29 protein-coding genes and 1 tRNA gene are annotated in these 23,792 nt (G+C 71.9%); 8 read left to right on the top strand and 22 right to left on the bottom strand.

What is annotated here, in order from left to right; translation table 11 throughout:
- From AC162C_RS11920 to AC162C_RS11905, 4 genes are all read right to left on the bottom strand, one after another.
- A partial coding sequence (locus AC162C_RS11920; protein ID WP_484097729.1) for an acyl-CoA dehydrogenase family protein occupies window positions 1-176 on the bottom strand: 176 nt, incomplete at its 3' end.
- Between the two features lie 67 nt (window positions 177-243).
- Window positions 244-1,080 carry an SDR family NAD(P)-dependent oxidoreductase gene (locus tag AC162C_RS11915; protein WP_484097727.1) on the bottom strand — a complete coding sequence of 279 codons (837 nt, stop codon included), beginning with the start codon at window positions 1,078-1,080 and terminating at the stop codon, window positions 244-246.
- Window positions 1,081-1,173: 93 nt separating this feature from the next.
- Window positions 1,174-2,325 carry an acyl-CoA dehydrogenase family protein gene (locus AC162C_RS11910; RefSeq protein ID WP_462973105.1) on the bottom strand — a complete coding sequence of 384 codons (1,152 nt, stop codon included), beginning with the start codon at window positions 2,323-2,325 and terminating at the stop codon, window positions 1,174-1,176.
- Window positions 2,326-2,423: 98 nt separating this feature from the next.
- On the bottom strand, window positions 2,424-2,933 hold the full coding sequence (locus tag AC162C_RS11905) for a GNAT family N-acetyltransferase (protein ID WP_484097726.1): 510 nt from the start codon (window positions 2,931-2,933) through the stop codon (window positions 2,424-2,426).
- 98 nt (window positions 2,934-3,031) lie between these two features.
- On the opposite strand from AC162C_RS11905, the gene AC162C_RS11900 reads away from it, so the two are divergent.
- Complete coding sequence (locus AC162C_RS11900; RefSeq protein ID WP_484097725.1) at window positions 3,032-3,859, top strand: ABC transporter ATP-binding protein; 828 nt, start codon at window positions 3,032-3,034, stop codon at window positions 3,857-3,859.
- On the opposite strand, the gene AC162C_RS11895 is transcribed toward AC162C_RS11900, so the two are convergent.
- From AC162C_RS11895 to AC162C_RS11880, 4 genes are all read right to left on the bottom strand, one after another.
- On the bottom strand, window positions 3,856-4,647 hold the full coding sequence (locus AC162C_RS11895; RefSeq protein WP_462972961.1) for a methyltransferase domain-containing protein: 792 nt from the start codon (window positions 4,645-4,647) through the stop codon (window positions 3,856-3,858). The two genes, AC162C_RS11900 and AC162C_RS11895, sit on opposite strands and share 4 nt — an antisense overlap.
- A gap of 78 nt (window positions 4,648-4,725) precedes the next feature.
- Window positions 4,726-5,160: a rhodanese-like domain-containing protein gene (locus AC162C_RS11890; protein ID WP_484097724.1), complete on the bottom strand. Its 435-nt coding sequence runs from the start codon at window positions 5,158-5,160 to the stop codon at window positions 4,726-4,728.
- An 11-nt stretch (window positions 5,161-5,171) separates the two neighbouring features.
- Window positions 5,172-6,476 carry an MFS transporter gene (locus AC162C_RS11885; RefSeq protein ID WP_462972963.1) on the bottom strand — a complete coding sequence of 435 codons (1,305 nt, stop codon included), beginning with the start codon at window positions 6,474-6,476 and terminating at the stop codon, window positions 5,172-5,174.
- A complete protein-coding gene (locus AC162C_RS11880) occupies window positions 6,409-7,050 on the bottom strand; it encodes a TetR/AcrR family transcriptional regulator (RefSeq protein WP_462972964.1) in 642 nt (213 codons plus the stop codon). The genes AC162C_RS11885 and AC162C_RS11880 overlap by 68 nt, the downstream gene beginning before the upstream one ends.
- Before the next feature lie 19 nt (window positions 7,051-7,069).
- On the opposite strand from AC162C_RS11880, the gene AC162C_RS11875 reads away from it, so the two are divergent.
- The gene (locus tag AC162C_RS11875) at window positions 7,070-8,047 is read left to right on the top strand and encodes a CoA transferase (protein WP_484097723.1); all 978 of its coding nucleotides are present in this window, start codon (window positions 7,070-7,072) and stop codon (window positions 8,045-8,047) included.
- 54 nt (window positions 8,048-8,101) lie between these two features.
- Here the strand turns inward: AC162C_RS11875 and AC162C_RS11870 are convergent, their stop codons facing one another.
- Window positions 8,102-8,797: an HAD family hydrolase gene (locus tag AC162C_RS11870; RefSeq protein ID WP_484097722.1), complete on the bottom strand. Its 696-nt coding sequence runs from the start codon at window positions 8,795-8,797 to the stop codon at window positions 8,102-8,104.
- 67 nt (window positions 8,798-8,864) lie between these two features.
- On the opposite strand from AC162C_RS11870, the gene AC162C_RS11865 reads away from it, so the two are divergent.
- The 3 genes from AC162C_RS11865 (at window position 8,865) to AC162C_RS11855 (ending at window position 10,239) form a co-directional block, all read left to right on the top strand.
- Window positions 8,865-8,938, top strand: a tRNA-Pro gene (locus AC162C_RS11865).
- Window positions 8,939-9,107: 169 nt separating this feature from the next.
- Window positions 9,108-9,851, top strand: a complete 744-nt coding sequence (locus AC162C_RS11860) for a Nif3-like dinuclear metal center hexameric protein (RefSeq protein ID WP_484097721.1) — start codon at window positions 9,108-9,110, stop codon at window positions 9,849-9,851.
- 217 nt (window positions 9,852-10,068) lie between these two features.
- On the top strand, window positions 10,069-10,239 hold the full coding sequence (locus AC162C_RS11855) for a hypothetical protein (protein ID WP_462972968.1): 171 nt from the start codon (window positions 10,069-10,071) through the stop codon (window positions 10,237-10,239).
- 76 nt (window positions 10,240-10,315) lie between these two features.
- Here AC162C_RS11855 and ku read toward each other — a convergent pair whose 3' ends face one another.
- Window positions 10,316-11,185 (bottom strand): non-homologous end joining protein Ku, encoded by an 870-nt coding sequence (ku, locus tag AC162C_RS11850; RefSeq protein ID WP_484097720.1) that lies wholly within the window; start codon window positions 11,183-11,185, stop codon window positions 10,316-10,318.
- 74 nt (window positions 11,186-11,259) lie between these two features.
- Between ku and AC162C_RS11845 the strand changes: the two genes are divergently transcribed.
- Window positions 11,260-13,062 carry an AMP-dependent synthetase/ligase gene (locus AC162C_RS11845; RefSeq protein WP_484097719.1) on the top strand — a complete coding sequence of 601 codons (1,803 nt, stop codon included), beginning with the start codon at window positions 11,260-11,262 and terminating at the stop codon, window positions 13,060-13,062.
- Between the two features lie 57 nt (window positions 13,063-13,119).
- Here AC162C_RS11845 and AC162C_RS11840 read toward each other — a convergent pair whose 3' ends face one another.
- The gene (locus AC162C_RS11840) at window positions 13,120-14,256 is read right to left on the bottom strand and encodes a C40 family peptidase (protein ID WP_484097718.1); all 1,137 of its coding nucleotides are present in this window, start codon (window positions 14,254-14,256) and stop codon (window positions 13,120-13,122) included.
- A 183-nt stretch (window positions 14,257-14,439) separates the two neighbouring features.
- Between AC162C_RS11840 and AC162C_RS11835 the strand changes: the two genes are divergently transcribed.
- Both AC162C_RS11835 and AC162C_RS11830 read left to right on the top strand, forming a co-directional pair.
- The gene (locus AC162C_RS11835) at window positions 14,440-15,531 is read left to right on the top strand and encodes a 3D domain-containing protein (protein ID WP_484097717.1); all 1,092 of its coding nucleotides are present in this window, start codon (window positions 14,440-14,442) and stop codon (window positions 15,529-15,531) included.
- A gap of 5 nt (window positions 15,532-15,536) precedes the next feature.
- Window positions 15,537-16,730, top strand: coding sequence for a D-alanyl-D-alanine carboxypeptidase/D-alanyl-D-alanine-endopeptidase (locus AC162C_RS11830; RefSeq protein ID WP_484097716.1), 1,194 nt, complete (start codon window positions 15,537-15,539; stop codon window positions 16,728-16,730).
- Window positions 16,731-16,782: 52 nt separating this feature from the next.
- Here AC162C_RS11830 and ligA read toward each other — a convergent pair whose 3' ends face one another.
- The 11 genes from ligA to AC162C_RS11775 form a co-directional block, all read right to left on the bottom strand.
- Window positions 16,783-18,801, bottom strand: a complete 2,019-nt coding sequence (gene ligA, locus AC162C_RS11825) for an NAD-dependent DNA ligase LigA (RefSeq protein ID WP_484097715.1) — start codon at window positions 18,799-18,801, stop codon at window positions 16,783-16,785.
- Window positions 18,791-19,438: an HAD-IA family hydrolase gene (locus AC162C_RS11820; protein WP_462972975.1), complete on the bottom strand. Its 648-nt coding sequence runs from the start codon at window positions 19,436-19,438 to the stop codon at window positions 18,791-18,793. The genes ligA and AC162C_RS11820 overlap by 11 nt, the downstream gene beginning before the upstream one ends.
- A gap of 9 nt (window positions 19,439-19,447) precedes the next feature.
- Window positions 19,448-20,212, bottom strand: coding sequence for a tRNA pseudouridine(38-40) synthase TruA (gene truA / locus AC162C_RS11815; protein ID WP_484097714.1), 765 nt, complete (start codon window positions 20,210-20,212; stop codon window positions 19,448-19,450).
- Between the two features lie 99 nt (window positions 20,213-20,311).
- Complete coding sequence (locus tag AC162C_RS11810) at window positions 20,312-20,662, bottom strand: NfeD family protein (RefSeq protein WP_484097713.1); 351 nt, start codon at window positions 20,660-20,662, stop codon at window positions 20,312-20,314.
- A 101-nt stretch (window positions 20,663-20,763) separates the two neighbouring features.
- A complete protein-coding gene (gene rplQ, locus AC162C_RS11805; RefSeq protein ID WP_462972978.1) occupies window positions 20,764-21,132 on the bottom strand; it encodes a 50S ribosomal protein L17 in 369 nt (122 codons plus the stop codon).
- 2 nt (window positions 21,133-21,134) lie between these two features.
- Window positions 21,135-22,106, bottom strand: a complete 972-nt coding sequence (locus tag AC162C_RS11800; protein ID WP_462972979.1) for a DNA-directed RNA polymerase subunit alpha — start codon at window positions 22,104-22,106, stop codon at window positions 21,135-21,137.
- Between the two features lie 57 nt (window positions 22,107-22,163).
- Window positions 22,164-22,784 (bottom strand): 30S ribosomal protein S4, encoded by a 621-nt coding sequence (gene rpsD, locus AC162C_RS11795; protein ID WP_484097712.1) that lies wholly within the window; start codon window positions 22,782-22,784, stop codon window positions 22,164-22,166.
- Window positions 22,785-23,189, bottom strand: coding sequence for a 30S ribosomal protein S11 (rpsK, locus tag AC162C_RS11790; RefSeq protein WP_462972981.1), 405 nt, complete (start codon window positions 23,187-23,189; stop codon window positions 22,785-22,787).
- Complete coding sequence (gene rpsM / locus AC162C_RS11785; RefSeq protein WP_484097711.1) at window positions 23,189-23,563, bottom strand: 30S ribosomal protein S13; 375 nt, start codon at window positions 23,561-23,563, stop codon at window positions 23,189-23,191. The genes rpsK and rpsM overlap by 1 nt, the downstream gene beginning before the upstream one ends.
- Before the next feature lie 12 nt (window positions 23,564-23,575).
- Entirely contained in the window at window positions 23,576-23,689 is a 114-nt protein-coding gene (gene rpmJ / locus AC162C_RS11780) for a 50S ribosomal protein L36 (protein ID WP_462972983.1), read from the bottom strand.
- 9 nt (window positions 23,690-23,698) lie between these two features.
- Window positions 23,699-23,792 (bottom strand): S1 domain-containing protein (locus AC162C_RS11775; RefSeq protein ID WP_484097728.1); only part of this gene is annotated, 94 nt, incomplete at its 5' end.

Genomic DNA, 23,792 nt, shown 5'->3' with positions numbered 1-23,792 from the left:
GGCACCGCGTAGTACGTGAGGCCGAGCGCGGCTGCCCGCGCGAGCAGCCCGCCCGGGAACACGCCCGTCCGATCGGCCTCGGCGGCGGCCGGGCGGAGCTCTCGCTCCGCGAACTCGTGGGCGAGCTCCCGCAGGGCCGACTGCTCGGGGGTCGGCGTGAACGAGATGCCGCTCATCTCGCCGATCGTACTCCGGCCCGGGCGAGACAGGGCCCGACGCGAGGCGATGGCCCGAGGGCCGAGCTCAGAACACGAACAGCTCGACGCCGCCGGAGACGTTCAGCTCGATGCCCGTGACGTACCCGGCGAGGTCGGAGCAGAGGAACGCGATCGCGTTGGCGATGTCCTGGGGGTCACCGGGCCGCTTGAACACCGTGCGGTTCGCTATCCGCTCGTTCATCGCGGCGTTCGCGGCGTGGAAGATCTCGGTGCCGATGATCCCCGGGACGATGGCGTTGCACGTGATCCCGTGCCGGCCGCCCTCCATGGCGAGCGTCTTCGTGAGACCGAGGATCCCCGCCTTCGTCGTCGCGTAGCTCGCCTGGCCGAACCCACCGAGCGTCCCGGCGACGGACGCCATGTTGACGATACGGCCCCACCCGCGCTCCCTCATGTGCGGCCACACGGCCTGCGCGCAGGTGAACGCCCCGGTCAGGTTGACCCGGAGGTCTCGTTCCCAGAGCTCGGGCGACTGGTCGTGGAACTGGCCGACGTGGTCGAGCGTGGCCGCGTTGTTGACGAGGATGTCGACCGACCCGAACTCCGCCACGGTGCGCTCGACGACCGCTCGCACCTGATCACGGTCGGTGACGTCGCACTTGGCGGCGAACGAGCGCCGGCCCATCCCGCGTATCGCCTCCGCCGTCTCCTCCGTGTGGACGAGCCCCTGTGCCTTCGCGACCATGGCGAAGCCGCCGACGCTCTCCGCCGCCTCCGTCGACTCGTCGGACTCGACGAGCAGGTCGGCGATCACGACGTCGGCGCCGGCCCGTGCCAGCGTGAGCGCGTCGGCCCGTCCGAGGCCCCGTGACCCGCCCGTCACGATCGCGACGCGGCCGGAGAGATCGATCTCGAGCGCCACGCCGTGATCCTACGCCCGGCGGCTGCCCCGTGCCCGCTAATCGCCGCGGCGCGCATGCGCGCCCGTGGCGGCGACGCGACGAGACGGCTCCGGCTACTCCTTCGGCAGGAAGATCTCCTTCGCGATCACGAGGCGCTGGATCTGCGACGTGCCCTCGTAGATCTGGAACAGCTTCGCGTCGCGCATCAGCTTCTCGACCGGGTACTCCTTCATGTACCCGTAGCCGCCGAACACCTGGACGGCGTCCGTCGTGACCTTCATCGCCGTGTCGGCGGCGAAGCGCTTGGCGAACGACGAGTACTTCGTCGCCTTCCGCCCGAAGCCGTGATCGACCATCCACGCCGCCTGCCAGCAGAGGAGCCGCGCCGCCTCGATCTCCGTCGCCATGTCCGCGACGAGGAAGCTGACGCCCTGGTTCATCGCGATCGGCATCCCGAACTGGACGCGCTCCTTCGCGTAGTCGAGCGACAGCTCGTAGGCGGCCTGCGCGACGCCGACGGCACCGATCGCCGTCCCGGGGCGGGTGAAGTCGAGCGTCTGCATCGCGATCTTGAAGCCGTCGCCCTCCTCCCCGAGCCGGTTCCTCGCCGGGACGACCGCGTCCTGGAACGCGACCGCCGACGTGTCCGTCGCACGCTGGCCCATCTTGTCGAGGTGCTTCTCGATCGTCACGCCAGGCGTGTCCATGGGGACGACGAAGGCGGACAGGCCCCTGTGGCCCTTCGACCGATCGGTGGAGGCGAAGCAGACGATCCACGACGCCGGCCCGGCGTTCGTGATGAACATCTTCGACCCGTTGATCACGTACTCGTCGCCCGTGCGGACGGCCGTCGTCTGGATCCCGGACACGTCGGAGCCCGCCCCCGGCTCGGTGAGCCCGAAGCAGCCGAGGATCGGCTCCTCGACGAGCGGGCCGAGCCATTCCGTCTGCTGCTCCTCCGTCCCGGCGGCGAGGATCGGGCCCGCGGCGAGGCCGTTCGCGCAGAGCGTCGTGCCGATGCCGGAGCATCCCCAGTTGAGCTCCTCGTTGACGAGGATGCCTTCGAAGGCGGGGAGGTCGAGCCCGCCGAGACGCTCCGGGATGTGCAGGTTCATGAGCCCGACCTCGTGCGCCTTGGCGACGATCTCCGCGGCGTGGGTCTGGTGCTCGTCGTACTCCGCCGCCTTCGGGCGGATCTCGTTCTCGGCGAACTCGCGCGCGAGCGCGCGAAGCGCCGTCTGCTCGTCGGTGAGGGCGAACGACACGCCGCCCGCGACGCCGGTCTCCAACGTGGCCATCGTACGAACGCTCCCGGGTGTCGATTGACTAGTCAGTCAAGAGTAGAGGCCGCGGCCGCGGCCCGTCAACCGTCGCGGGCGTCGTCCGCCCGGATGTCCCGCCACAGCACGGCGTCCCGGCGCAGCGGCACCTTCGGCGCGACGAGCTCCCAGCCGCAGCGTCGGTAGAAGCCCTCGGCCTCGGCGGTGTGCAGCCAGAGCTCCGGGTAGCCGAGCCCGCGGGCGATCTCCTCCGCCGTACCGAGCAGGGCTCGACCGACGCCGAGGTTGCGCGCCGCCCCGACCACCACCATCCCCGAGATCCAGGGCCCCCGGTCGGCGAACCGCTCGTCGAGGTCGTCGTCGCACACGGAGATGCTCCCGGCGGGGACACCGTCCACGAGGGCGACGAGCGTGAAGGGAACCCGGTCCGCCTGCGCACGGGCGCGCACGGTGTCGAGCCACTGCGCGGGGCTGCGCCCGTGATCTCCGCCGCCCCACTCCTTCCAGTGCCAGTCCGCGACGAGCCCGACGAGGGCCGGGTGCTCGGCGAGCGGGACGACGCGCACGTCCGGCCTCACGACGCTCTCCTCCATGGACGCGATCGTAGGCGCACGGAGGCCGGCGCCGACGGCCTCGCGGAGCGTGCGGTTCGCCCGCGCCGGTGACACCCGGCCGCGATAGCGTCGGAGCGATGGACGTGCGGCTGTCGCTTCGAGACGTCTCCGTGTGGCGCTGGAAGGCGTCGAGCGGCACGCGCGTGCCGATCCTCGAGGGGATCGACTGGACGATCGCCGCGGGCGAGCGCTGGGCGCTCCTCGGGCCGAACGGCGCCGGGAAGACGACGCTCCTCACGATCGCGGGCGCCGTCGAGTTCCCGAGCCACGGCGACGCGGAGATCCTCGGCCGCACGCTCGGACGAACCGACGTCTTCGCGCTCCGCGAGCAGATCGGCTTCGTCGACGCCCGGGCGGGACGCCGGTTCGCCCTCGACCTCACCGTCGCAGAGGTCGTGCGCTCCGGCGCCACGCAGACGATCGGCTACTTCCCGGAGCGCCTCGGTGCACGACGACACCGGGCGGACGACCTCGTCGACCTGTTCGGCCTCGGTGCGCTCGCGTCGCGCCGGTTCGCCGATTGCTCGCACGGCGAGCGCACGCGCGCGCTGATCGCACGCGCCCTCGTTCCGAGCCCGCGGCTGCTCCTGCTCGACGAGCCGGGGTCCGGGCTCGACCTCCCCGGGCGCGAGACGCTGCTCGGCGCGCTCGACGAGCTCGTCGCCGAGCATCCCGACCTCGCGCTCGTCACGACCACGCACCACCTGGAGGAGCTCCCACGGTCGACGAGCCACGCACTGCTCCTCGACGCCGGTCGTGTGACCGCTCGGGGGCCCGCCGCCACCACGCTGACGTCGGCCGCGCTCTCCCGATGCTTCGGCCTCCGGATCAGGGTGCGCAGGGAGGGCGGCCGCTGGAGCGCCGTCGCCGCGGGCACCGCGTCGGAAGCGTCAGGAGCGCCCTAGGCGCGCGGCCTGTAGGCCTTCACGGTGGCCCCGTTGGCGCCGAACTTGAGCGCCTTCTCACGCGTGTCCTCGAACGTGGAGCGCATGTACGTGGCGACGAGGTTCCCGTGCTCGATGCGCTCGAAGCCGTGCTGTTCGAGGATCTCGGCGTACTCTCCGTCCAGGAGAGCCCCGGCAATTCAGCCGGTCCAGAGGTCGATGTTGCGCTTCCCCTCCTCCGACACGGGCCGCTGGATCGTGACGTCGGCGACCTGGATCCGCCCCCCGGGGACGAGCACGCGGTAGATCTCGGAGAACACGGCGCTCTTGTCGGGGACGAGGTCGATCACGCCGTTGGAGATGACGACGTCGAACGACCCGTCCTCGAACGGGAGCCGCTCGACCTGTCCCTCGACGAAGGTGACGTTGTCCACGCCCATCTCCGCTGCGGCAGCGCGCGCCTTGCCGAGCATCTCCGGCGTCATGTCGATCCCGGTGACGCTCCCTCCGGGGCCGACCATCTGGGCAGCGACGAGCGAGTCGGTGCCGGCGCCCGAGCCGAGGTCGAGCACGCGCTCGCCGGCCCCGATCGGCCCGAGGGAGAACGGGTTCGCGACCCCTGCGAAGGACTCGACGGCGGCATCGGGGACGTTCGCGAGGTGCGACGGGTAGTCGAGGTCCTCCGCCCATGCTCTCCCCGTCGGGAAGATGAAGTCGCGGTCGGGCTCCTGCGAGACGGCCGCGTAGGTCTTGCGGATCTCGTCGCGCAGCACGTCGACGTCGATCGGGGGGACAGGTGTCGTGGTCACACTGCTCCTCTCGGTGGACGCGCTCAACTATAGGGAGGCGACGCGAGCCCGGACAAGCCGCCGGCCAGGAGCGCCCGATCAGCCGGCAGGGTCGGGCCCGCGCATGCCCTGCAACTCGTCCGCCTGGAGCGGCCGGTCGGCGGCGGGCGCGCAGGGAAGCCCGGAAGCCTGCCATGCCGCGAACCCGCCGACGACATCCGTTGCGTCGACCCCGAGCTCACGCAAGGTCGCCGCCGAGAGCAGCGACGAGAAGCCGTGGTCGCACAGGAGCACGACCCGCGCCTCCACCGGCACGTGGGGCGTCCGCCAGGGCCCCGAGGGGTCGAGCCGCCACTCGAGCACCGTCCGGTTGACGTGGATCGCTCCTGGAACGATCCCGTCGCGGGCGCGCGTCGCCACCGAGCGGATGTCGACGAGGATCGCGCCCGCCGTCACGGCCTCGTGGGCGTCGTGGGGATCGAGTCGGGGAACGCGACGGCCGGCCGCGTCCATGAGCTCGCCGAGAGTCGCCACGGGAGCCGATCCTAGTCGGCCCGATAGGAACTGCCGTGGCCGGCGGGCTCGACCCGGGCGAGCGACCACACGAGCGGGAGGACGGCGAGGATCGGGATGCCGAGGATCGGCCACAGTGCCTGGAACCCGCCCGTCTCGCCGAGGACGGGCCGGAGCAGGTCGATCGCGACGCCCGCGAGGAGCGGCCCGGTGACGAGCGCGATCCCCTTCGTGGTGGTCGCGAGCCCGGCGATCGCGCCGCGATCGCTCGAGGGCATGAGCTTGAAGAGGAGCCCCCACGCGAGCGTCATCACGATCCCGCCCGCGATGCCGACGAAGAAGACGATCGACAGGTACCAGGCGTGCCAGCTGGTGGCGAGCCCTCCGGAGAGCAGCCCGAGACCGTAGACGACCGACGCGCCGACGATGACACGAGCGAGCCCGAACCGGTCGCCAAGGGGGCCGGCGAGGAGCGAGGCGACGATGTATGCGGCCGCGACGACCGCGAGCACGGTGCTCGACGTCGTGATCGACTCCCCCAAGCCGATCGTGATGTAGAGCACGACGAACGTCCGTGCTCCGGCGAAGGTGCCCTCCCAGGCGGTGTTCGCGACGAGGAACCTCGCCACGTCCGTGTTCGCGCGCAGGACGTCCCACGAGTGCCGCACGTAGACCCGAATGCCCTCGAAGACGCGCCCGTGCCCCCCGTCCTCGGCGATGAAGACGACCGGGACGGCGCAGGCGGCGGCGGCGACGACGGCGGCGAGGAGGAACGGCGCGGGCGCCCACGTGTGGAAGAGGAACCCACCACCGACGAGCGCGCCGGCGATCGCGAGCCCCCGGAAGAGGTGCTGGATGCCCTGGGCACGGCCGTAGACCTCGATCGGGAGCACGTCCGGGTAGAGCCCACGGTAGGGCGGCTCGTACACGTAGTAGGCGAAGAAGAGCGCGAGCACGAGCAGGGTCGTCGTCCACAGGGACGGCATGAACGCGATCAGGGCGAGACAGAACCCGATCGGCCCGATGGCCGCGAGCATGAACGGGCGTCGGCGGCCGAGGGGCGTGTGGAACGTGTCGCTCCACGGGCCGACGACGAGCGGCAACGTCATCGCGAACAGGCCCTCGGATGCGAGGACGAGCGCGATCAGCGTCGTCGACCCCGTGAACTTCTCGAGCAGCGGGGGAAGGTAGGCCGCGGTGGTGGTCAGCGCCCAGGCGAGCCCCAGCGCCCCGACGCCGAGCACGGCGACGTCCCGGCGGTGCCTGTTCTCAGGCGGTCGGTTCCGGATCGGCTGCGAGACCGCCGCAGACGACCTCGACCACGGTGCGCTCGGCACGTGCGACCTCCTCGTCGCCGTCGGGGAGCTGTCCCAGCACCCACCCCGTGAGGATCTCCTCGAGCGCGCCGTAGACGACCCAGCTCGCGAGACGGGGGTCGAGCTCCTGCCGGAACGTGCCCTCGCGCTGGCCCTGCTCGATCACGCGCTGGATCGACGCGAAGCCTTCGCGGACGTCGTCCACCTGCTCCTGCAGGTGGGGGCTGCGTGCGACCTCCCTGACCATCACGGTCACGAGCGCGGGGTCGTTGCGCCAGGTGCGGAGGAGGATCTTGGCGATCCCCCGGAGCTTCTCGTCGGCCGGCTCGTCGGACTCCTCGACGTCGCGGAACCGGGCGAGCAGGTCGCCCCAGTTCTCCCGGAACACCGTCGCCAGCACCTCGTCCTTCGACGGGAAGTAGTGGTAGAGGAGCCCGTGGGCGACACCGGCCTCCTCGGCGATGTCGCCGACCCGGGAGGTGTGGTAGCCGTCGCGCGCGAAGACGCGGACGGCTGCGTCGAGGATCGCGCGGCGCCGGTCCTCGACCGCGCCCCTGCGCTCACCGTTCTCCGATGCGATTGAACGGTCAGTCAACCCGGTCAGAATAGGGGGCATGCCGGAGACGACGCAACCGCTCACAGGCATCCTCGTCGTCGACCTGACCCGGCTCCTCCCCGGCGCGTTCGCGGCGAGCGAGCTTCGACGGCTCGGCGCGCGTGTCGTCCGCGTCGAGCCGCCCGACGGCGACCCACAGCGGAGGGCGGCTCCGGAATGGGATCGCGTGCTCCGCGCCGGCACGGAGTCCGTGGTCTGCGACCTCCGGGCCGAGCCGGGCTTCGCCCGCGACCTCTGCGCCCGGGCGGACGTCGTGCTCGAGGGCTTCCGGCCCGGCGTGCTGCAGGCGATCGGCGTCGATCCTGCCGACCTGCCCTCGTCGGTCGTCTGGTGCTCGCTCACCGGCTTCGGCGCGGAGGGCCGGCACCGCTCGCGCGCAGGTCACGACCTCAACTACCTCGGGTGGGCGGGCGCGCTCGAGGACGCGCCCGACGTCGTGCCGCCGCTCCCGATCGCCGACCTCGCCGCAGGAGCCCTCGGCGCGGTCACGGAGGTCCTCGCCGCGCTCCTCCTCCGGGCGCGGACGGGTGGGGGCTCCCGGATCGTCGTCTCGATGACCCACCGCTCGCACGGGCTCGTGGCGCACCGGCTCGGTGGTGACCCGCTACCGAGGATCCTCACCGGCGGCGCGGCCTGCTACCGGGCGTACGCGACGGCCGACGGGCGGCACCTGACCGTCGCGGCGCTCGAGCCGAAGTTCTTCGTCCGCCTCTGCTCGCTGCTCGAGCGGCCCGACCTCGGCCCGCGTCAGTACGACGACGACCAGGAGGCGCTCGCCGGCGAGCTCGCGGCGGTGTTCGCAGCCCGGTCGCTCACGGCGTGGCTCGACCTGTTCGACGGGGAGGACGTCTGTGTCGGGCCCGTCGCCACGCGCGCCGAGGCACATCTCGACCTCGGCCCGTGGCCGACCCTCCCGGAGCCGCCCGCCCTCGGCGAGCACACGGGCGCGTGGCGCGCCGAGCTCGGCCGTTCCTAGCGATCGACGCGAGCCGGCCGTCGCCCGGCGTCGGGACGGACGGCCGGCGGCGGGTCAGCTCCGCCGATCGGACGGGGCACCGAGCCCGAGCGCCGCCGGCAGCTCGTCGAGCGTCCGGATCGCGCCGACCCATTCGGGGTGGCGTCCCTCCCGGTCGAGGAGCACCGCGCGCATCCCGAGCGCCCGGGCGCCCTCGACGTCGTCCTCGGTCGAGTCGCCGACCATCGCCGCCTCCTCCGGCACGACGTCGAGCGCTGCGAGCGCGGTCTCGAAGATCGACGGATGGGGCTTCACGTAGCCGTGGTGGGCCGAGCCGACGCACACGTCGACGTCGAGGCCGTGGTGCTCGGCGAACTCCTCGAGGTCGCGCTGACCGTTCGACACGAGGCCGATGCGCAACCCGTACGAGCGGAGCGCCGCGATCGCGGGCAGGGCGTCGTCGTAGAGGAAGAAGTTCTCGTGGCGCTCCCACTCCCGGACGACGTCGGACGCGCACGCGCGGACGGCATCGCCGGCCCCTCCCATCCCGCGAACGATGTCCGCCGTGAACGTGACCCAGATCTCCTCGTCGTGCTCGAACTCGGGGTGTCGCTGGAGGTCGTCGAGGGCCGCGATCCTCGCTGCGTCGTGGAGCGCCGGGTCGAGCTCGATGCCGTGCCTCGCGGCGGCGCGCACGTACCCCTCGGGGCCGAGCTCCGGCCCCGGACGGAAGAGCGTGAAGTCGACGTCGAGCAGCACCGCGCGCAGCACGCGCCGAGGATAGCCAGGCCCGCCGCCGACACCGGCCCACGCCGGGAATCGGTACCCTTCGACCGCTCGGGGTGTGGCGCAGCCTGGTAGCGCGCTCCGTTCGGGTCGGAGAGGTCCCCAGTTCAAATCTGGGCACCCCGATGTGCGTCGCAGGGTGGGGATCGGCAGAGCGGATCCCCATCCGCGATCCCCTCCGGGCCTCACGAGTCGCCCGTCGCACCGCACACGGCCACGGGCCGGGATCGACGCCTCGTCGTGGGGCGGCGGCCCTTCTCGCCCGGCGTCGGGCCGACGGGGTACGCTCGCGGGGATGGCTCACCGCGACGAGATCGTCTCGCACGCGAACGAGCTGCTCGACGTCGCGCGCTGGCCGGAGTTCGCGCCGCCGGGCCTCCAGGTGATCGGGTCCGACGACGTCACGACGCTCGTCTCCGGCGTGTCCGCGTCCCGTGAGCTGTTCGAGGAGGCCGCCGGCGCCGGCGCCCAGATGGTGCTCGTGCACCACGGCATCTTCTGGCGCACCGAGCCGCTCGTCGTCGACGCACGCCTCCGCGGTCGACTCGAGGCGCTCTTCGCCGCCGACATGTCGCTCGTCGCCTACCACCTGGCGCTGGATGCGCACCCCGAGCTCGGCAACGCCGCCCAGCTCGCGCGGCGCCTCGGTGCGGAGTGCGAGGGGCCGTTCGCCGACGTCGGCGTCGCTGCCGGCTACGCCGCGCCTCTTCCCCTCCACGAGCTGATCGCCCGTGTGGAGGCGGAGACGCGACGGTCGCCGCTCGTCTTCGCCCACGGGCCGGAGGAGGTCGGTCGGGTCGCGATCGTCACGGGGGGAGGCGGCTACGAGCTGATCCGCGCTGCCCGCGAGGGCTTCGACGCGCTCGTGACGGGCGAGCCCGAGGAGCCGAGCGCGGCGACCGCCAGAGAGCTCGGCATCACGCTCGTGGCCGCCGGTCACCACGCGACGGAGCGGCTCGGCGTCCAGGCCCTCGGGGCACACCTCGCGGACCGGTACGGCCTGCGGCACGTGTTCGTCGACGTCGCGAACCCGGTGTGACGACGCGCGAGGCGGAGAGCCGGTCGCACGTCGACGACGCGGATCGCGCCGCCGCGTTGACCAGCGTCGTGCCGCACGGTTATCGTGAGGGTCGGATGAACGCTTTCGGGAGGCGGGCCCGTTGATCCCCGTCACTTCGAATGAGCGTCGATCAGGCCCGAGGAGCGCGCGCATGCGCGGCCGGGCCTTTTTCGTTGCTCGGAGGAGGCTGCAGTAGATGGCGAACCACCTGACGCCCGAGGAGCTCTCGAAGGAGCTCGGTATCGACCGCGACACCATCATCAAGCTCTGCATCGAGGAGGGCGTCCCGATCTACCACGGCAAGATCGACAAGTACCTCTTCCAGGCGCAGCTGCAGGCGGTCGCCGGCCCGTCGTCGTCGTCGTAGACGCACGGCGCCCACGCGGCGCAGCGATCCATCGTCATCCTCGGGCGGCCTTCGGGTCGCCCGAGACGTCTCGGCGCTAGCGCGACCTCGTCGTGCCGCGTCGGCGCGTGGGAGCCGTCTTCTTCGACTTCCCACGAGGCGCGCTCGACGTCGTCTCCTTGGCTGCCTTCACGCTCGCGCGCAGCGCCTCCATCAGGTCCGTCACGGGAGCCGGTGCGGCCACCGGCTCGGGCGTCACCAGCTCCTCGCCGCGAAGCTTCGCCTCGAGCAGGGCACGGAGATCGCGACGGTACTCGCTCGTCAGCGCGGCGGGCTCGAATGCCCCCGCGAGGCCCGTCACGAGCTGACGGGCGAGGTCGAGCTCCGCCTCCTTGACCTCGGTCGAGGCGACCGCCTCGTCGATCTCGGCGCGGGAGTGGACGTCCTCGGCGAGGAACATCGTCTCCAGCGCGAGCGCATCCCCGAGCGGCCGCACGAAGCAGAGCGACTCGCGGCCGGAGCGCACGAATCGCCCGAGCGCCCCGACGCTCTCGGTGCGCATCGCCTCCAGGAGCAGGCGGTACGGACGCCGCTGCGCCGGCGCCGCCCCCGGGACGAGGAGGTACGTGCGGTCGAGCCACACCGGATCGACGGCATCGAGCGACACGAAGCGGGTGATCTCGATCGCGCGGGAGTCGTCGTGGCGCTCGAGCGCCTCGAGCTCCTCCTCCTCGACGACGACGTACTGTCCCTTCGTCACCTCCCAGCCCTTGACGATCTCGTCGGGGCCGACCTCCCGGTCGTGCATCGGGCACCATCGCTTCTGCCGGATCGGCGTCAGGCACTCGCGATGGAGCATGCGGAAGGAGACGTCGGACTGTCGCGCGACAGGCTTCGTGGCCGGGGCCAATCCGACCGGGATCGACACGAGGCCGAAGCTCAGTGATCCGTTCCAGGTGACGCGCATGGCGGACGCCTCAGTCTAGGCGGACCGACTGCGTTCTCTACCCCGCCCTCGATCCCTCCATCTACAGTCAGAGTGTGACCGACCGACCGCGAACCATCGCACGACTCTGGCGCGACGCGGTCGCGCGGTGGCCCGAGGGCGAGACCGCGTACCTCACACGCACCGCGCAGGAGTGGAGCGCCGTGACGTGGGCCGAGGCCGCGGCGACCGTCGACGCGCGGGCCAATGGCCTCCTCGCGCGCGGGCTCGGGAAGGGCGACGCGTTCGCGCTCCTCGCCAGCACGACGCTCGACTGGGCGCTCACGGACTTCGCCCTCGCGCAGGTCGGAGCGGTCACGGCGCCGATCTACGCCACGAGCTCCCCGGCCGACGTCGCATACGTCCTCGAGCACGCCGGGGCCGTCGGCGTCCTCTGCGAGGACGACGAGCAGCGCGCGAAGGTCGACGCGGCCCGCGCGTCGCTGCCCGGCCTCCGGGAGGTGCTGACGTTCGCGGACCTCGCGGCGCTCGACGACGACGGGAGGGCGTTCGGCGCATCCCACCCGGCGGCGCTCGACGAGGCCGTGGCGGCCGTTGGCGAGGACGACCTCTTCACGTTCATCTACACCTCGGGAACGACCGGGCCGCCCAAGGGCTGCATGATCACCCACCGGAACTACTACGAGATGGTCGCGGTCCTCGAGGAGATGCCCGGGTTCGTGCACCACGGGGACCTCGCGCTCCTGTACCTCCCGCTCGCGCACAACTTCGGGAGGCTGATCCACCTCGCAGGGCCGTTCTCGGGCTTCGCGGTCGCGTTCGAGCCCGACCCGTACGCGGTCGTCGATGCGTTGCCGACGGTGCGGCCGACCGTCTTCCCGAGCGTCCCGCGGGCGTACGAGAAGATGCACACCGCGATCCTCACCGCGTTCGAGGAGACGACCGGCGTGAAGCGGCGCCTCGTCGACTGGGCGCTCGCGGTGGGCCGTCGAGTCGGGGCGCTACGGATGGAGGGGAAGCCGGTCCCGCGCGGGCTGGCGGCCCAACATCACCTGGCCGACCGGCTGGTGTACGCGAAGGTGAAGGAGCGGCTCGGCGGACGGCTCCGCGTGCCGATCTCCGGGGGAGCGCCGCTCGCGAAGGAGATCGCCGAGTTCTTCGACGCGGTCGACATCCAGATCTACGAGGGCTACGGGCTCACGGAGTGCACGAGCGCGGCGACCGCGAACGTCCCGAGCCGGTACCGCTACGGGACGGTCGGCCAGGCGCTCCCCGGCTTCGAGCTCGCGCTCGCGGACGACGGAGAGCTGCTGATCCGGTCACCGACCGTGTTCGCCGGCTACTACCGGGAGCCCGAGGCGACCGCCGCCGTCCTCGACGACGACGGGTGGCTCCACTCCGGCGACATCGCGACGATCGACGCGGACGGGTTCGTCACGATCACCGACCGGAAGAAGGACATCATCGTCACGGCCGGTGGCAAGAACATCGCGCCGCAGAACCTCGAGAACGACCTCAAGACCTCGCGCTTCGTGTCACAGGCGCTCGTCGTCGGCGACCGGCGGCCCTACCCGGCGGCGCTGATCACGCTCGATCCCGCCGAGATCGGGAAGTGGGCGCGCGAGCAGGACATCGACGACGACCCCGTCACGCTGGCACGCGACCCTCGGGTGCGCGCGCTCCTGCAGGGCGTCGTCGACGGCGTCAACGAGACGCGGACGAGGTTCGAGCAGATCAAGCGCTTCGCGATCCTCCCCCGCGACTTCGAGCCGGAGCGGGGTGAGGTCACGCCGACGCTGAAGCTGAAGCGACGCACGTGCATCGAGCACTTCGCCGACACGATCGACGCGCTCTACGCCGAGGCGGACGCACCCGACGCGTTCGCGGACGCCGGCTAGCCGCCCGGGACGCCCGTCACCGGGCCGGGGCTGATGCGCTGCGGCGGGGACTCGACGTCAGAGCAGCCGGCGACCGCCGACCCACCGCGACGAGTACCAGGACTCGTAGAGGCCCGAGATCTTGACGACGTCGCCGGTGTGCGGCGAGTGGATGAACTGGCCTCCGCCGATGTAGATGCCGTTGTGACCGAGCCCGTCGAAGAAGACGAGGTCACCGGGCTGGAGCTGGTCGCGCGACACCGGCACGCCGTAGTTGAACTGGGACGCCGCATGATGCGGGAGCTGCACGCCGACCTGTGCGAACACGTACATGATGAAGCCGGAGCAGTCGAAGCCCGCCGGGCTCGAGCCGCCCCATACGTACGGGACACCGAGGTACTGCATGGCGATCCCGACGACGCCGCCGTACTTCGCCGGCGGGAGCGTGGACGGGTCGAGCACCGACTCGACCGGGATCGGGTCGCTCTCGGCGGAGATCCTCGTCGCTTCCTCCCGCGTGGCACGCCGTGCGGCCCGCTGTGCGGCGAACCGGGCGCGCGCCTGGGCCTCGAGGCGGGCCTGGCGACGCCGCTCCGCCGCCTCGAGACGTGCGATCTCGTCCTGCACGGACGCGAGGAGTCGCTGCCGCTCGGCGAGCTGGCCCTCGATCCATCGACGCTGTGCGGAGCGCTCGGCGACCACTTCGGCCTGCCGTGCCCGTGCCGCGGTGAGCCGCTGCCGTCGTTCCCTGACCTCGGTCCGGAACTTCTTGACACGCTTCACGACGTCCGCGTCCTGCTGACCCACCCGCTGCACCATGTCGATGCGGTTGAGCAGGTCGTCGAGGCTCTCGGCGCCGAGGATCACCTCCACCGCGTCGGCGGTGTCGCCCTCGATGTAGAGCGCCCGGAGCCTGGCGGCGATGTGCTCCTGCGCGGCGGCGAGGCTCGACGCGGCCACGTCGAGATGGCGTGCATTCGAGCGGAGGTCGGTGTCGATGCGTCCGAGCTCGACGTTCGCGTAGTTGAAGGACTCGATCGCCTGCGAGAGCCGCGAGTCGAGCTCGCGCACCTGCTCGAGCACTGCCTGCGCCTCGGCGCGCTTGGAGCCGATCGGATCGGCGGGAGCGGCGCTGGCCGACACGAGAACGATCGCGGTGGTCGCCGCGATCAGGAGCAGAAGTACGGTGAGTCGTCGACTCGGAAGTCTCGTCATGGTCATGCTCGACCACCGACGACGCGAACCGTCGGCAGAGCGATGGCGGCGCCGGCGCCGGTCACAAGGGCAGGACCCTACCAGCAGCGGTGGCGAGCCGCAAACCGCCAGTGCCGGAAAAGCCTGCAAACACGCCACTTCACCCCGCCCGGAGCCGCACACCTGTGGTACGGTCCTGGGTCTGTGCGCGGACGGTCGGGACGGCACGCGCTGCAACGTGCGGCGCTCGCCTCCGCGGCGCTGGCGGCGGTGCTCGTACCCGCGGCCGGCGGCGCCGGATCGGCGGAGGGCCTGCGGGAGCAGGCACAGTCGCTGCAAGAGCAGCGGGCGTCACTCGCACGCTCCGAGCACGGCGCCCTGCTCGCGCTCTACGCCGCCGAGGCCTCGCTCTCCCGCGCACGGGCCGAGTCGGCACGGCGTGCGAGCCGCACGGCCGACCTCGAGAGGCAACAGCGGTCTGCAGACAGGCGCGCCGCTCTCGTTCGTCGGTCGCTCGAGGCGTCACAGGCGCGCGTCGCGCGCACGCTTCGGGCGCTGTACATGGCCGGCGACCCCGACCCGATCGCCGTCGTCCTCGGGGCAGCCTCGCTCGACGAGGTGATCACCGGTATCGAGAGCCTCCAGCGCGCGACGGCCCAGAACCGGCGGCTCGCCCGGGAGGCGCGAGCACGAGCCGAGCAGCTGAGCGCCCTCGAGGCGCAACTCGAGGAGCGTCGTGCTGCGGCCGCGCGCGCACGGGACGAGGCGGTCGCGGCCGCGGACGGCCTCGCCAGCGCCGTCGCCGAGCGGCGCGCCACGGTCGACGACGTTCGCAGTCGACTCGCCCTCGCCGATCGCCGCCTCGAGGCGCTCCAGGAGCAAGCCCGCGCGGCGACGGAGGCGACGGCCGCGATCACGCGCGCGGCAGCGCCGGCGACCCAGCCTGCCCAGGACACGGCCCGATCGGCCGATCGGGCCGACGACGCCCCTGCCCCCGCACCCGTGGAGTCGGTCGTGCCCCCGGCCGGTGAGACCCGGACGCTCGTCGTCGACGCGGTCGCCTACCACCTGCCCGGTCGGACGGCGAGCGGGCTTCCCGTCGGCCCGGGCATCGTCGCGGTCGACCCGCGCGTGATCCCGCTCGGGACGAGGCTCTTCATCCCGGGCTACGGCCCTGGGATCGCAGCCGACACGGGCACGGCGATCAAGGGCACCATCATCGACCTCTGGATGCCGTCGACCGCAGCCGCCCTCCGCTGGGGGCGGCGCACCGTCACGATCACGATCTACGGTTAGACGTCGTGCGCCTCCTCCTCGCCGCCGCGGCCGTCGCCGCCTGCCTCGTCGTCCCGGCCACGGCGCTCACGAGTGCGACAGGGCTTCGCCAGGAGCTCAACGCGAGCCTCCGCACCCCGGGCACGTCACCCGGCCACACTGCCGCGATCGCCGTCGACCTCGTGTCCGGGTCGCTGCTGTATGCGCACAACGCGACGACGCCGATCGTTCCCGCATCGACCGAGAAGCTGCCCGTCGCATGGGCTGCGCTCGTCCGGTTCGGGCCGACGTTCCGCTTCCACACCGACGTCCTGGGTGTGGGATCCCGGCAGGGGACGACGTGGGTCGGCGATCTCGTGCTCAAGGGCTTCGGCGACCCCACGTTCGAGTCCTCCGACCTCGCGGAGCTGGCTGCCGCGGTTCGTGCCGAGGGGATCAGACACGTGACCGGCCGCATCCGCGGCGACGAGTCGTTCTTCGACTCGCGACGCGACGCACCCGGATGGAAGCGGGGGTTCCTCGGGATCGAGTCCCCGCCCCTGTCGGCGCTCGTCGTCGACCGCGGGCGGGGGTGGCCGTCGCTGTCGCCGCCGCTCCTCGCGGCGCGGGCGTTCCGGGAGGCGCTGATCCGCCGCGGGATCACCGTTGGCGGGCCGCATGCGCTCGGCCGCGCTCCCGCCGACGCGCTCCTGCTGGCGGTCGATCGATCCGTGCGCCTGTCGAAGATCACCCAGGCAGTGAACAGCGACAGCGACAACTTCACCGCGGAGATGCTCCTGAAGGCGCTCGGAGCGAGCACGGGAGCGCTCGGGACGACCGCGGCCGGCGCGCGCGTCGTGATGCGCGAGCTCCGGTCGGCCGGCATCCCGACCCGCGACGTCCGGCTCGTCGACGGATCCGGGCTGTCGGGTGCCAACCGCCTCACCGCCCAGGCCATCGCCGGCGTCTTGCGGTCCGGCCTCACCGACCCGCGCATTCGCGGCGCGTTCCGCCTCTCGCTCGCCGTCTCCGGCTACAGCGGGACGATGCGCAACAGGCTGCCCGCGCTCCGTGGCCGGGTGCGCGGCAAGACCGGGACGACGAACGTCTCCTCGACGCTCGCCGGGCTCGTCGCCGGGAAGGTGGTGTTCGCCGTGCTGCACAACGGGTCGCCGGTCAACACGTGGGCCGCCAGGACCGCCCAGGACCGGTTCGTGACGGTGCTCGCCACCACGGGCTGAAGGCCAAACGGCGCACACGTCGGCGGCGCCGGCAGCGCCGGCGCCCCTCCCGTCACCGTGCGAGCAGCCGGAGGAGGTCGTCCTCCGAGAGGATCGGCACGCCGGACGCCTCGGCCTTTCGCAGCTTCGACGCCCCGGCCTCCTCGCCGACGACGAGGCCCGTCGTCTTCTTCGAGACCGAGTCGGAGACCGTGGCCCCGAGCGCCTCGAGCGCAGCGCCGGCCTCGTCGCGCGTGAAGCGCGAGAGCGTGCCCGTGATCACGTACCGCTGACCGCTCAGCGGCCCCTCGACGGACTGCTCCGCCTCCCCGGCCGCCAGGGTGAGACCGAGCCCGCGCAGCTCCTCGACGAGGGCCCGGTTCTCCGCGTCGGCGAACCACTCGGCGACCAGCTCGGCGCGATCGGGGCCGATTCCCTCGACCTGCTCCAGTCGCTCCTGCGTCGCGCCCAGCAACGCGTCGACCGACCCGAGGTCGCGCGCGAGGTTGCGCGCCATGATCCAGCCGACGTTCGGGATGTTGAGCCCGAAGAGCACCCGCGAGAACGGCTGCTGCTTCGAGCGCTCGATCGCCTCGATCGAGCGCGCCGCCGAGATCTCCCCGTAGCCCTCGATCTCCACGAGCTGCTCGGCCGTCAGCCGGTACAGGTCGGGCATCGACCTGAGCAGCCCCTCGTCCCAGAGCTTGCGCACGAACTGCTCGCCGACGCCCTCGATATCCATCGCCGCCCCGACCCAGTGGATGAGGGTCTCGAGCCCACGCGACGGGCATGCACGGTTCGGGCAACGATGCATCACCTCGCCCTCCGGCTTGACGACCGGCGTGTCGCACAGCGGGCACCGCTCCGGCATCGTGAACGGCCGCGTTCCGGCGGCATGCTCCCCGGCGGGCCCCACCACCTGGGGGATCACGTCGCCGGCGCGCTGGACGACGACGAGGTCGCCCTCGCGGATGTCCTTGCGGTTGATGTCCTCCTCGTTGTGCAGCGTCGCCGTCGACACGGTCACGCCCCCGACGTGCACCGGCTCGAGCTCCGCCCACGGGTTGAGGGCCCCTGTCCGGCCGACCCTGATGTGGATCCTCCGGAGCGTCGTCACGGCGGTCGTCGGTGCCCACTTGTAGGCGCGCGCCCACCGCGGCCGCTCGTGGAGCGCGCCGAGACGCGCCTGCTGGTCGAGGTCGTCGACCTTGATCACGATCCCGTCGATCTCGTAGTCGAGCTCTCCGCGGCGCGTCTCCCAGGTCGCGCAGGCGGCGGCGACCTCCTCGATCGTGTCGAGCCGCTCCGCGTGCGGGTTCGTACGGAAGCCGTGCGCGCGGAGCCACGCCAGCAGCTCCCACTGCGTGGCCACGTCGACACCTCTGTGCACCCCGGCGCCGTACACCCAGACGGAGAGCGGACGCTCGGCCGTGACCCGCGGGTCGAGCTGCCGGAGCGAGCCGGCGGCGGCGTTGCGCGGATTGGGGGCCGGCTTCTTCCCCGCCGCCTCCTGATCGGTGTTGAACCGCGCGAAGCCGGAGAGCGGGAAGTACACCTCCCCGCGCACCTCGACGACCGCGGGGGGGCGTTCACCGGCGCCGACGAGGATGCGCAGCGGCACCGCGTCGATCGTGCGCAGGTTCTGGGTCACGTCCTCGCCGCGCTCCCCGTCGCCCCGCGTCGCCCCACGCACCAGCGTCCCGGCCTCGTACACGAGCGACACGGCGGAGCCGTCGATCTTCGGCTCGATCACGAACGCAACCGGCTCGTCGGTGCCGAGCCGCTTGCGCACGTCGTCCGCCCACTTTCGCAACCCCTCCTCCGTCGTCACCTTCTCCAGCGAGCCCATGGGCTGGAGGTGGGAGACCTTCCGGAACCCCTCCGCCGGTGCGGCGCCGACGCGCTGCGTCGGCGAGTCGGCGGTGATCAGCGAGGGATCCTCGTCCTCGAGCGCGCGGAGCTCGTCGTAGAGCGCGTCGTAGGCGGCGTCCGGGATCTCCGGATCGTCGAGCACGTAGTAGCGGTGGTTGTGGTGCTCGATCAGCCGGCGCAGCTCCGCCGCGCGTGCCGCGCGGGCACGGTCAGAGGACATCGAGCAGCTCCCGCGCCGCGTGGACGAGCACGTCGGGCGCTTCCTCGAGGAGGCGCTCCGCCGTGTGGATGCCGCCCCAGCCGACGGCGACGGCGAGCGTGCCCGCCGCCTTCGCGGCCCGCACGTCGAACGGGGAGTCCCCGACGTACGCCGCCTCGTCGGGGCGCGCACCGAGACGGACGAGCGCCTCGAGGATGGGGTCGGGGTGGGGCTTGTGACGGTCGGTGTCGTCGGCCCCGACCAGGACGTCCGTGTGCTGCGCGAGCGCGGGGAAGCGTGCGAACGCGAGGTCGACCGTCGCGCGGCGCTTCGCGGTCACGATCCCGAGGCGGCGACCGGCGTCGCGAAGCTCCGGCAACAGCGCGACGAGGTCGTCGAACGCACGGAGCGTGTCGTGCAACCGCTCGTTCTCCTCCCGGTAGGCCTGGACGAGCTCGTCGACGCGATCGGGGTCGAGGGACTCCATCATCGCGATCAGCCCCGGCCCACCGATGCTCGCCCGCACCGCGTCGTCCGTCGCCGCGTCGAGGTCGCGCCCGAGCACCGTGCGCGAGGCGTAGCGCGCGGACGCCATGATCATCGGGCCCGAGTCGATGAGGGTGCCGTCGAGGTCGAAGAGGACGACGGGGTAGCGCACTGCGCGATCCTAGCCAGCGGCAGGGCGGCCCCGATCCCGGGCTCGGGGCCGGGACCGCGCGTAGTCGACCCGCTCGAGGTACAGGCCCCACGGCGGCGCCGTCTGCCCCGCCTCGTCCCGGGGGCGCCCCTCGAGGAGCCGCTCGATCGGCTCGGGCCCGCGCTCCAGCATCGTCCCGACGAGCGTCCGCACCATGTGACGCAGGAAGGAGTCCGCGGTGATCGTGAAATGGAGACGAGCCCCCGCTCGCTCCCACGCGGCCGCCGTCACCTCGCGCCGGAAGACCTCGTGCTGCGTCTCGGTGGGGGTGAACGCCCGGAAGTCGTGCTCGCCGACCAGGAGCGCGGCCGCCGTGTCGAGCGCCGTGTCGTCGAGCGGCCGCGGCCACCAGAGCGCGCGGCGGGTATCGAGCGCGGAGCGCTCGCGGCGGTTGAGCACGACGTACCGGTACGTGCGCGCCCGTGCCGAGAACCGGGCGTGGAATCCGGCCGGGGCCTCATCGGCGGCGAGGACGGCGACGTCGTCGGGAAGCGCGCTGTTGAGCGCCTCGGGGACACGGTCGAGGGGGGGCCCGCCGGAGACGGAGACCGACGCGACCTGGCCCGCGGCGTGCACACCGGCATCCGTGCGACCGGCGACCACGAGGTCGCCCCACGTCGGGAACACCGCGTCGCACGCCTCGCGCACGACCCCTTCCACGGTGCGGGCGCCCGGCTGGCGCGCCCAGCCGCGGAACCCCGTGCCGTCGTACTCGAGCGTGAGCCGGAGGATCATCGCGGTGCGAGGGGCCTGTTCCCGGGACGGGCGGAGCGGGCGACGTCACGAGCGCTCCGGCCTACGCCGGGGGCGGAGCGTGGCCCGGCGGTGGACGGCTCACGCATCTGCGTCGTCTCCGGTTGGCCCGACCTCGAGCCGGAGCCCGTCGACCGCCTCGACGACGACCGCCTGGCCGCGGTCGACGCGGGTGGCGCTGCGCGCGTCCCAGATCTCGCCCTGCACGCGGACCTGGCCGGCGGGATCGAGCGCGCTCAGCGCGACGCCGACGCGCCCGACGAGGTCCTCGGCACCGACGGCCGGGCGCGTACGACGACGTCGGCGACGCGACCACCAGACGAACGCGCCGGTCTCCCCCAGGTCGACGATCGCCGCCGCGATCACGAGGACGTAGCTCCACGGGGATGGCACGAAGAGGATGGCGACGATCAACGCGACGAGCGTGATCACGGGGACAGCCTAGACCGACCGGAGCACGATCACGCCGTGGCGCCCGGTGGGGTGGGCGTCACCGGGCCGATCGGCACCGCGGACGGAGCGGGAGGGGGGCGTCAGGCGGCCGGGTCGTAGTCGACGAACTCGAGGAAGGCCATCGGCGCGGCGTCTCCCTGCCGGGGGCCGAGCTTGACGATCCTCGTGTACCCGCCGGGACGCTCGGCGAACCGTGGGGCGACCTCGGAGAACAGATGGTGCACGACGTCGTTCGACCGCAACTCGGCCATCGCCTGGCGCCGGGCGTGCAGGTCACCACGCTTACCGAGCGTGACCAGCTTCTCCGCGTACGGCCGGACGGCCTTGGCCTTCGCCTCGGTCGTCTCGATGCGACCGTGGGTGATCAGCGCTCCCGTGAGGTTCGCATAGAGCGCACGCCGGTGGCTCGCGTCCCGCCCGAGCTTCTTGCCGGACTTCGCGTGCCGCATCCCTACTGCAGCTCCTCGCCCTTCAGCGTGAGGCCGTGCTGCGCCAGCGTCTCGCGAACCTCCTCGATCGACTTGCGGCCGAAGTTCGGGATCGCGGCGAGCTCCGCCTCGCCCTTCGACGTGAGATCGCCGATCGTCTCGATGCCGACGCGCTTGAGGCAGTTGTACGAACGGACGCCGAGCTCCAGCTCCTCGATCGGGAAGTTCTCCATCCCGTGCGACGTCGTCGCCTCGGCGACCTCGCCGACGACCGCCTCCCCGAACCCCTCGATCTTGTCGAGGTCGGTGAAGATCGCGAGCTGTCGGATGAGGATCTCGGCCGCCTCAGCGATCGCGTCCTTGGGCGAGATCGAGCCGTCGGTGGTCACGTCGAGGACGAGCTTGTCGTAGTCCGTCCGCTGACCGACGCGGGCACGGTCGACCTCGTACGCGACGCGCCGCACCGGCGAGAAGATCGAGTCGATCGGGATCACGCCGATCGTCGTCTCGGGGCCGCGATTGAGCTCGGCCGGGACGTAGCCGCGGCCGCGGCCGATCGTGAGCGTGATCTCGAGCTTCGACTTGTCGGCGAGGTGGGCGATCTCGAGGTCCGGGTTGAGGATCTCGAGGTCGGCGGGCGCCTCGATGTCAGCGGCGGTGACCACACCCGGCCCCTTGCGCGAGATGTGCACCTCGACCTCGGGGCTCTCCCCGTGCAGGACGCAGACGAGGTTCTTGAGGTTGAGGATGATGTCGGTCACGTCCTCCCGCACGCCGGGGAGCGTCGTGAACTCGTGCGCGACGCCCTCGATCTTCACGGCGGTGACGGCGGCGCCCTCGAGAGACGAGAGCAGGACGCGCCGCAGCGAGTTCCCGAACGTGTAGCCGAAGCCGCGGTCGAGCGGCTCGATCGCGAAGGTGCCGCGGTGCTCGTCCGCGTCCTCCGAGACGATCCGCGGGATCTGGAACTCCATCAGGCTGGTGCTGGTGGCCAAAGCGATCCTTTCGTACGTGGCGGTTCTGTTCGGGCGAGGAGGCCCTCGCCCCAAGGGTCATTTCGAGTAGAGCTCGACGATCAGCGATTCCTGGACGGGCGTGTCGATCTCGTCCCGGGCAGGCCACTTCAACATCTTCCCGCTGAGCCCGTCGTGATCTGCCTGCAGCCAGGGAGCGACGGAGGCGGTGAGGTCGGTCGCGTCCCGGACGAGCGACTCGGCGCCGCTGCCGGCGCGGAGGGTGATCACGTCGTCGGGCCGCACGGCGTAGCTCGGGATGTTCACGCGCCGGCCGTTGACCTGGAAGTGCCCGTGACGGACGAGCTGCCGCGCCTGGGCCCGCGAGCTGGCGAACCCGAGGCGATAGACGACGTTGTCGAGCCGCGTCTCGAGCATGCGCAGCAGGTTCTCGCCGGTCGGCCCGGTGCGTCGAGAGGCCTTCTCGTAGGTCGTCCGGAACTGCTTCTCGAGCAGTCCGTAGTACCGCCGGACCTTCTGCTTCTCGCGGAGCTGCAGCAGGTACTGGCTCTGCTTGATGCGCCCGCGCCCGTGCTCGCCGGGCGGGTAGGACCGGCGCTCGAGCGCGCACTTCTCCGTCAGGCACCGCTCACCCTTGAGGAAGAGCTTGACCCCCTCCCGGCGGCAGAGCCTGCACTTGGGCCCGAGATCCCTGGCCACTTAGACTCGCCTCCGCTTCTTCTGACGGACACCGTTGTGCGCCTGCGGGGAGACGTCGCGGACGCCGATGATCTCGAGACCCGCCGCCTGCAGCGAGCGGATCGCGGTCTCACGTCCCGAGCCGGGCCCCTTGACGAAGACCTCCACCTTCTGGAGGCCGTGCTCCATGCCCTTCCGCGCGCAGTTGTCGGCCGTGACCTGCGCCGCGAACGGGGTCGACTTGCGGGAGCCCTTGAACCCGGCGGAACCGGCCGACTCCCACACGATCACGTTCCCCTCGGGGTCCGTGAGCGTGACGATCGTGTTGTTGAACGACGTCTTGATGTGCGCCTGCCCGACGGCGATGTTCTTGCGGGCCCGGCGCCGGCTCCGACCGCGGGCTGCTGACTTGCGTGGGGGCGCCATTACTTCGCCTTCTTCCCGCGACCGACGGTCTTCTTCGGGCCCTTGCGGGTGCGCGCGTTCGTCTTCGTCCGCTGCCCGCGAACCGGGAGCCCCCGGCGATGGCGGATCCCGCGGTAGGACCCGATCTCGCCCAGCCGCTTGATCGCCTGGGCCCGCTCCCGCCTCAGGTCACCTTCGACCTCGACGTTCTGGTCGATGTACGTGCGGAGCTTCGTGACCTCCTCGTCGGTCAGGTCCTTCACCTTCTGGTCGGGGTCGAGCGCGAGGTCGGTGCAGATCCTGCGCGCGGTCGACGCCCCGATCCCGAAGATGTAGGTGAGGCCGACCTCGAGACGCTTCGTATTGGGGAGGTTGACGCCGGCGATTCGTGCCATCGAATGGGCCTCCTAGCCCTGGCGCTGCTTGTGACGAGGGTTCGAACAGATGACCATCGTGCGTCCGTGCCGCTTGATGACGCGGCAGCGATCGCACATGGGCTTGACGGAGGGACGAACTTTCACGGGGGGTCCTTACTTCAGCCGGAAGGTGATGCGACCTCGTGTCAGGTCGTAGGGGGAGAGCTCGACCTTCACGCGATCGCCCGGGAGGATCCGGATGTAGTGC

The sequence above is a fragment of the Gaiella sp. genome (genome assembly GCF_057140465.1).
Note: the sequence above shows the minus strand (reverse complement) of the source record. Positions and strands in the feature narration are given on the sequence as shown.

Coding starts and splice junctions, on each gene's coding strand:
- rplQ (WP_462972978.1), bottom strand. CDS start 21,132: ATGCGGCACGCGAAGTCCGGCAAGAAGCTCGGGCGGGACGCGAGCCAC.
- AC162C_RS11875 (WP_484097723.1), top strand. CDS start 7,070: ATGCCGGAGACGACGCAACCGCTCACAGGCATCCTCGTCGTCGACCTG.
- rpsM (WP_484097711.1), bottom strand. CDS start 23,563: ATGGCACGAATCGCCGGCGTCAACCTCCCCAATACGAAGCGTCTCGAG.
- ku (WP_484097720.1), bottom strand. CDS start 11,185: ATGCGCGTCACCTGGAACGGATCACTGAGCTTCGGCCTCGTGTCGATC.
- AC162C_RS11840 (WP_484097718.1), bottom strand. CDS start 14,256: ATGACGAGACTTCCGAGTCGACGACTCACCGTACTTCTGCTCCTGATC.
- AC162C_RS11860 (WP_484097721.1), top strand. CDS start 9,108: ATGGCTCACCGCGACGAGATCGTCTCGCACGCGAACGAGCTGCTCGAC.
- rpsK (WP_462972981.1), bottom strand. CDS start 23,189: ATGGCGCCCCCACGCAAGTCAGCAGCCCGCGGTCGGAGCCGGCGCCGG.
- AC162C_RS11900 (WP_484097725.1), top strand. CDS start 3,032: ATGGACGTGCGGCTGTCGCTTCGAGACGTCTCCGTGTGGCGCTGGAAG.
- AC162C_RS11905 (WP_484097726.1), bottom strand. CDS start 2,933: ATGGAGGAGAGCGTCGTGAGGCCGGACGTGCGCGTCGTCCCGCTCGCC.
- ligA (WP_484097715.1), bottom strand. CDS start 18,801: ATGTCCTCTGACCGTGCCCGCGCGGCACGCGCGGCGGAGCTGCGCCGG.
- truA (WP_484097714.1), bottom strand. CDS start 20,212: ATGATCCTCCGGCTCACGCTCGAGTACGACGGCACGGGGTTCCGCGGC.
- AC162C_RS11855 (WP_462972968.1), top strand. CDS start 10,069: ATGGCGAACCACCTGACGCCCGAGGAGCTCTCGAAGGAGCTCGGTATC.